The sequence below is a fragment of the Stenotrophomonas sp. PD6 genome (assembly GCF_049199305.1).
Classification (GTDB): Bacteria; Pseudomonadota; Gammaproteobacteria; order Xanthomonadales; family Xanthomonadaceae; genus Stenotrophomonas.
Genome location: NZ_JBLZQD010000006.1, coordinates 58056 through 64926 on the forward strand (window position 1 = coordinate 58056; position 6871 = coordinate 64926).

Consider the following 6871-nt stretch of genomic DNA (forward strand, 5'->3'; position numbering starts at 1 on the left):
CCGCCCCCCCCCCCCCCCCCCCCCCCCCCCCCCCCCCCCCCCCCCCCCCGCCCCCCCCCCCCCCCCCCCCCCCCCCCCCCCCCCCCCCCCGGGGGGTATGATGACACGCGGCCACGGAGGCGCCGCGTGCAGGGTGCGTGATGGTTCAGCGAGCCTTCGCGGCGCGTTCGCGGGCGATCAGCGCGTCGGCGTTGCGCAGCATGTCCTCGAAGGAAGTGCCCTTCACCAGGTACTTGCCGTTGATCACCAGCGACGGGGTGCCCTGTACCTTGACGCGCTGGGCGAAGGCCTTGGCGACGGCGAGCTTGTTGCTCACCGCTTCGCTGCGCAGCGCGGTTTCGTAGGCCTGCGGGTTCACGCCCGCTTCCTTGGCATAGAACGTGGACAGCTCGGCCGGCGACACGTTCTGCATGGGCAGCGAACCGGCTTCATGCAGCGCGTTGAACATGGCGGCATGGGTGCGCTGGGCCACGCCCAGCTGGTCAGCGGCGTAATAGGCACGTGCATACGAATCCCAGTAGCCCCCGAACACGGCGGGCACCGGCGTGAACCGCACATCCTTGGGCAGCTTCTTCGCCCAGGCCTCCAGGATCGGCTCGAAATGGGCGCAGTGCGGGCAGGTGTAGCCGAAGATCTCCGCCACTTCGATCTTGCCGGCCAGCGGCGCGAACGGGCCGGGGGCCTCGACCAGCTCGTAATCCTTGCCTTCCACCAGTGCGGCAGGGGCGGGCGCGGCCAGCGCGGACAGGGGGCTCAGGGCCAGCAGCAACAGCATCAGGCGGGGCATCAACGTCATTTACATCCATCTCCATCGGAAAAAACAACGCCGGCCCAGTGCCGGCGTGGCGGTGAACATAACCCGCCGCTTGGGCGGGGCGCATCTGTTATCGGCGCGCGCTGCCCTCAGGGAGCCGCCGGCCGCGCCGCGGAGGTTGCCGCGGCCACGTCGTCGGCGCGGTTGTGCAGGCCCTGCAGGTAGCTGCCCAGCGCCTGGATCTCCTGCTCGGTCAGCGACTTGGCAATGCTGGCCATGATCTGGAAGTGCGCCTTGTCGGTTTCCTGGGTCACCCCCGCCTGGTACTCCTGCAGCCGGCGCGACACATAAGAAGCGTGCTGGCCCCCCACGTGCGGGTAGGCCGGGCCCGGGTTGCCGGCACCGGTGGGGCCGTGGCAGGCCATGCACGCCGGGATGCCGCGCTGGGCATCGCCGCCGCGATAGAGCTGCTGGCCGATCTCGAAGAACTTCTTGTCCTTGTAGGGACCGTCGCTGACCACGCTGTCGTCGGCGAGCCCGGCGCTGGCCTTCTGGGTGGCGAAGTACGCGCCGATGTCGCGCATGTCCTGCGGGGTGAGGTCCTGCACGAACGGCACCATCGCCGCCGAGGCACCGGAGGTGCGCTGCCCGTTGGCGATCAACGCCATCTGCTGGGCCACGTAGCGTTCGCTCTGGCCGGCGATGCTGGGGTACATCTCCACCGTGGCATTGCCATCGGCGGAATGGCAGGCCGCGCACGCGGCGGCCTTGGTCTGGCCGGCCTTGGCGTCGCCCCAGGTGGTCTTGCTGAAGTCCACTTCGAGCGAGGCAGTCTTTATCGGCCCGGTATCCGGGAGCGGGGTGATCGACGTCTGGGCGACCGCAACGGCGGCCAGTAACGAGACAGCAACAGCGGAAACGGCAAGAACGCGAGCATGGCGCATGCGGAAGCTCCGTGTGGACCGGCCTGGCATGTGCAGGGTGCACACGCGGGGATCGCCCGATTATCCATGCCGTTTCACGCCGGGGTCAACGCGGCAGTGCGGCAAAACCCATCACCGACAGCACGCCGCCGGCCCGGACATGCGATCCTATGCCCATGTCATTGCTCCTCGAACGCGCCCATTACCTGCTCTCGGCCCACAATACCCGGCAATTGCCGGACGACGTGGGGGCCGAAGTGGCCTTTGCCGGCCGCTCCAACGCCGGCAAATCCAGTGCCCTCAACGCCCTGACCCGCCAGAACAGCCTGGCCCGGGTCTCCAAGACCCCCGGCCGCACCCAGCAGCTGGTGTTCTTCGAAGTCACCCCCGACGCCAAGCTGGTCGATCTGCCCGGCTACGGCTACGCCAAGGTGCCGCTGGACCTGCAGGCGCACTGGCAGGCCTTCATCGACCAGTACTTCCGCACCCGCGAGGCATTGCGGGGGCTGGTGGTGGTGATGGACATCCGCCACCCGCTGAAGGACTACGACCGGCAGATGCTGGCCTATGCCGTGCAGCGCGGGCTGCCCGCGCACGCGCTGCTGACCAAGGCCGACAAGCTCGGCCGTGGCCAGCAGGGCATCGCCCTGCAGAAGGTGCGCAAGGAGCTGCATTCCTCCTTCGGCGACACCGTGAGCGTGCAGACCTTCTCCGGCCCGGCCCGCCAGGGCGTGGACGAAGCCCGCGGCATCATCGGCGGCTGGTTGGGCCTGAACAAACCGGCTCCCGAGGCGCCATAAGGCGCCATCGGTGGGTACCGACCGTTGGTCGGTACACAATTACCGCGCCGGCAGCGGCGCGAATTCGCCCGGTACCCACGCGAAGGCGTCGCCTTCGCGCCGCACATGGCCCAGGCCCGGGAACGGCAGGTGCGCACCCGCCACCCACCAACCGCCGTCGGCGGCCTGCGCCATCATCGCGCGGCGGCTGGCGACGGCGGCCGTGCGGTCGCTGTCGGCCTCGAACGCGGCCTGCGGCTGGGCGAACTGCACCGCATGGAAGTGCACGATGTCGCCCCAGACCAGCACGGCCTGCCCGTTACCGCCGTCCAGCTTCCAGGACACATGGCCTGGCGTATGCCCGTGGCTGTCCAGCGCGGTGACGCCGCCTGGCAGCGCCTGCCCGGGACTGAAACGATGGAGTTTGCCTGCTGCCGCGTACGGCGCCACGGCCTTGCGTGCCAGCGCGAACGCGAAGCGCACGCCCTGGGGCGCACCGGCCTCGCTGGCCGGGTCCAGCCAGTACGCGGCATCGGCGTCGGACAGCCACACGGTGGCATTGGGGTAGGCCACCTGGTCCTGCGCGTCGAGCAGGCCACACAGATGGTCCGGGTGGGCATGGGTGAGCAGCACGTCATCCACGTCGGCCGGGTCGTACCCCGCCTTGCGCAGGTTGCCCAGCACCTGGCCCAGGCCCGGGCCGAAGCAGCCGGCCGTGCCGGTATCGACCAGGGTGAGGTGGTCGCCGCGCTGGATCAGATAGGCGTTGACGGCGGTCTGCAGGCCCTTGCCGTCTTCGGGCACGTAACGGTGGTCGAGCAGGCGGGTGACCGCGCCGGGCGCGATGCCGACCAGCTCGGTGCGGCCCAGTGCCACGGTGCCGTCGAACAGCGCGGTCACCTCAAGGTCGCCGATCTGCTGGTGGTAGACGCCCGGTACCTGCGCCTGCGGGTGGTGCGTGGTGGTGGCGAATGCGGGTGCGGTGGCAGCGGCCAGCAGCAGGGCGGTGGCGAGCAGGCGCACACGGGGGAAGGACATGGCAGTTTCCATACAAGGCGGCGGCGCCGCGGTGCACCCATGGTGCGCGCCGGGTTCGCCGCGTTCCGCTCAGAATGCGCCGCGTACCGCTCGCTGCGTTGTCAGCTGTTGCCGATCGCCGCCGGTTCCAGCCCGTAACGTGCGGCGAAACGCTTGCTGAAACTGCCCAGCGAGCGGTAGCCCACGCGCGCGGCCACGGTCTTCAGCGGCAGCTGCGTGGTGTACAGCAGGTTCATCGCATGGGCCAGGCGCGCGTCGGCGATCAGCTCGCGCACGCTGGCCTGTTCGTGGGCGAGGCGACGGCGCAGGGTGGCGCCGCTCAACCCGAGCGTCGCTTCGAAGTCACGCGATTGCCAGTCGCGCTCCGGTTGTGCGGCGATCAGGTCGCGGATGCGTTCGCCCAGGCTGGGTTCGGGCGGCACCAGCAGGCTGCCGTGCCCGCGCCGGCAGAACGCCAGCACCAGTGCGGCCAGCGCCAGCCGCGCTTCGGTGTACTGCGCGTGTTCCAGCGCGTGCCGCCACTGGCGCAGCGTGTCGGCATGATCGGCCAGGGGCAGCCTGGCCAATGCATCGCCGGCCTCGGGCAGCGGCTCGTTCCACAGCGTGCGCGCCGCCGACAGCGCCTCGTTGCACAACGGCACGATCGCGCTGAGGTACAGCCCGGTCTGCGGATCGGGCGTGTTGACCACGTCGATCCGGCAGCGCCGGGTGATCAAAAACAGGTCCCCGGGCACCAGCTGCAGCGATTGGTGCGCGGTGGCGACCTGCTTGCGCCCCTGCAGCAGGATGGCGAACTGGGGCTGCGGAATGTCCACCGACTGCGCGCCGTGTTCGCGGCGCGCGGTGATGCAGGCATAGCCGCCGGCGCGCTGGCAGTCGGCCAAGCTGGCCATCTCGTTCAACAGCGGATCGGGGTAGAGGCAGGCATCCATTACGCGGCAGTATCGAACAACTGGCCGATCAATGCCGCCGCGCCCATCGCCAAGGCGCCCCAGAACATCACCCGCAGCGCGCCGCGCAGGGGCGGTGCACCACCGGCACGGGCGGCCATGGCCCCGGTCACACCCAGCCCGACCAGGGTGGTGGCCGTGGTGATCTGCGCGACGTGTGCGTGCGGCGCCAGCAGCGCGGCCAGCACCGGCAGCGCCGCGCCGCTGATGAAGGCGCCGGCCGAGGCGAGTGCGGCCTGCAGCGGGCGTGCGCGCAGTTCTTCGGTGATGCCCAGTTCGTCGCGCGCATGCGCCGCCAGCGCGTCATGCGCGGTCAGCTGCACGGCGACTTCGCGGGCCAGCGCCACGCTCAGGCCGCGGTGGTGGTAGATGGCCACCAGTTCTTCCAGTTCGCTGTGCGGGTCTTCGTGCAGTTCGCGCTGTTCGACCGCCAGGTCGGCCAGCTCGGTGTCGGCCTGCGACTGCACCGACACATACTCGCCGGCGGCCATGGACATCGCGCCGGCCACGGTGCCGGCGATGCCGGTGGCCAGTACGGTGGATGCGCTGGCGCCACTGGCAGCGATGCCCACCACCAGCCCGGCCACCGACACGATGCCGTCGTTGGCGCCCAGCACGGCGGCTCGCAGCCAGCCCACGCGGTCGGAACGGTGCACTTCGGGATGTCGGGATCGACTCATGCAGACAGTCTAGGCCCGGCCGCGGCCGGGTGCAGGAACGCGACGCAGCTGCGTTGCGGCGGGAAGAAGGTCGGCGTGGCGGGGCCCGGGCAGCGTCAAGGGGTTCCCAGTAGGATGCAGAAAACCGTCACGGTGGCACGACGGCCGGAACGGCCACGATATAGTGCGCCCTTGCGATGCAGGGCCGCCAACCCCACATCCCCGTCCAGTCCAGAATCCCTGCGAGCCCTCCCTTGTCGAGCCCCAGCCACGTCGCCGAGACGCCAATCACCGACCGTAACGAACTGGTCGCCACGTTGGCCTCCGGCGAAAAGCCCAAGGCGCAGTGGCGCATCGGCACCGAGCACGAGAAGTTCGGCTTCCGCCTGGACGACCTGCGTCCGCCCACCTTCGAAGGCGAGCGCGGCATCGAAGCGCTGCTGACCGGGTTGACCCGGTTCGGCTGGGCGCCGGTGCAGGAGAACGGCAACACCATCGCGCTGCTGCGCGACAACGCCTCGGTGACGCTGGAGCCGGCCGGTCAGCTGGAGCTGTCCGGCGCCGCGTTGGAAAGCATCCACCAGACCTGCGTGGAGACCGGTACGCACCTCAACGAAGTGGCCCAGGTGGCTGCCGAGCTGCAGTTGGGCTTCCTCGGCATGGGCTTCCAGCCGAAGTGGACACGCGAAGAGATGCCGTGGATGCCCAAGGGCCGCTACCGCATCATGCGCGACTACATGCCCAAGGTCGGTTCGCTGGGCCTGGACATGATGACCCGCACCTGCACGGTGCAGGTCAACCTGGACTACGCCACCGAAGCGGACATGGTGAAGAAGTTCCGCGTGTCGCTGGCGCTGCAGCCGATCGCGACGGCGCTGTTCGCCGACTCGCCGTTTACCGAAGGCAAGCCGAACGGCTTCCTGAGCTATCGCTCGCACATCTGGACCGACACCGACGCCGACCGCACCGGCATGCTCGACTTCGTGTTCGAGGACGGCTTCGGCTACGAGCGCTATGTGGATTACCTGCTCGACGTGCCGATGTATTTCTCGTACCGCGACGGCGTGTACCACGACGCCAGCGGGCAGAGCTTCCGCGACTTCATGGTGGGCAAGCTGCCGGTGTTGCCGGGCCAGCTGCCGACGATGCGCGACTGGTCGGACCACATGACGACGGCGTTCCCGGAAGTGCGGTTGAAGAAGTATCTGGAAATGCGCGGCGCCGATGGCGGCCCGTGGAATCGCCTGTGCGCGTTGCCGGCCTTCTGGGTCGGCCTGCTGTACGACGACGCGGCGCTGGACGCGGCCTGGGACCTGGTGCGCGACTTCAGCCTGGTCGAGCGGCATGCGCTGCGCGATGGTGTGCCCCGGCACGCGCTGAACCTGCCGTTCCGCGGCGGTACGGTGCGCGACCTGGCGCGCGAGGCGGTGAAGATTGCGGTCGCCGGCCTGCAGCGCCGCGCGGCGCGAAACGCCGATGGCCAGGACGAAAGCCACTTCCTGGACGTGCTGCAGGAAATCGTGGACTCGGGCATCACCCCGGCCGAGCGCAAGCTGGCGCTGTTCCACGGCGAGTGGAACCAGAGCGTGGACCCGGTGTTCAAGCAGTTCGCTTACTGAGGCGAACTGCTGGCGTTTTGATTCGTACGGGTTGGGGGGGGCCCCCGGGCCCCCCCCCAGGGTTTGGGCAAAAGGGTGGCAAAAAAAACCCCCCAAGGGGGGCGCAAACCCGGTTAACCGGCCACCGCCCCCAAAAGAAAAAACACCCC

At 69.5% G+C, this 6871-nt stretch carries 7 protein-coding genes; 2 read left to right on the top strand and 5 right to left on the bottom strand.

The annotated features are described in order from the left end of the window. Nucleotides 1-145 precede the first annotated feature (145 nt). Both ACOZHM_RS10745 and ACOZHM_RS10750 read right to left on the bottom strand, forming a co-directional pair. Nucleotides 146-796, bottom strand: coding sequence for a thiol:disulfide interchange protein DsbA/DsbL (locus ACOZHM_RS10745; RefSeq protein ID WP_421569244.1), 651 nt, complete (start codon nucleotides 794-796; stop codon nucleotides 146-148). Nucleotides 797-903: 107 nt separating this feature from the next. Then, nucleotides 904-1698: a c-type cytochrome gene (locus ACOZHM_RS10750; RefSeq protein ID WP_421569245.1), complete on the bottom strand. Its 795-nt coding sequence runs from the start codon at nucleotides 1696-1698 to the stop codon at nucleotides 904-906. Between the two features lie 155 nt (nucleotides 1699-1853). Here ACOZHM_RS10750 and yihA point away from each other — a divergent pair, with 155 nt between their 5' ends. Continuing rightward, nucleotides 1854-2477, top strand: a complete 624-nt coding sequence (yihA, locus tag ACOZHM_RS10755) for a ribosome biogenesis GTP-binding protein YihA/YsxC (RefSeq protein WP_421569246.1) — start codon at nucleotides 1854-1856, stop codon at nucleotides 2475-2477. Between the two features lie 39 nt (nucleotides 2478-2516). On the opposite strand, the gene ACOZHM_RS10760 is transcribed toward yihA, so the two are convergent. From ACOZHM_RS10760 to ACOZHM_RS10770, 3 genes are all read right to left on the bottom strand, one after another. Further along, the gene (locus tag ACOZHM_RS10760) at nucleotides 2517-3494 is read right to left on the bottom strand and encodes an MBL fold metallo-hydrolase (RefSeq protein WP_421569247.1); all 978 of its coding nucleotides are present in this window, start codon (nucleotides 3492-3494) and stop codon (nucleotides 2517-2519) included. 101 nt (nucleotides 3495-3595) lie between these two features. Next, entirely contained in the window at nucleotides 3596-4426 is an 831-nt protein-coding gene (locus tag ACOZHM_RS10765) for a helix-turn-helix domain-containing protein (RefSeq protein ID WP_421569248.1), read from the bottom strand. After that, complete coding sequence (locus ACOZHM_RS10770; protein WP_421569249.1) at nucleotides 4426-5124, bottom strand: VIT1/CCC1 transporter family protein; 699 nt, start codon at nucleotides 5122-5124, stop codon at nucleotides 4426-4428. Before ACOZHM_RS10770 ends, ACOZHM_RS10765 begins: the two co-directional genes overlap by 1 nt. Before the next feature lie 233 nt (nucleotides 5125-5357). On the opposite strand from ACOZHM_RS10770, the gene ACOZHM_RS10775 reads away from it, so the two are divergent. After that, nucleotides 5358-6722 carry a glutamate--cysteine ligase gene (locus tag ACOZHM_RS10775; RefSeq protein WP_421569250.1) on the top strand — a complete coding sequence of 455 codons (1365 nt, stop codon included), beginning with the start codon at nucleotides 5358-5360 and terminating at the stop codon, nucleotides 6720-6722. The last annotated feature ends 149 nt before the right edge of the window (nucleotides 6723-6871 follow it).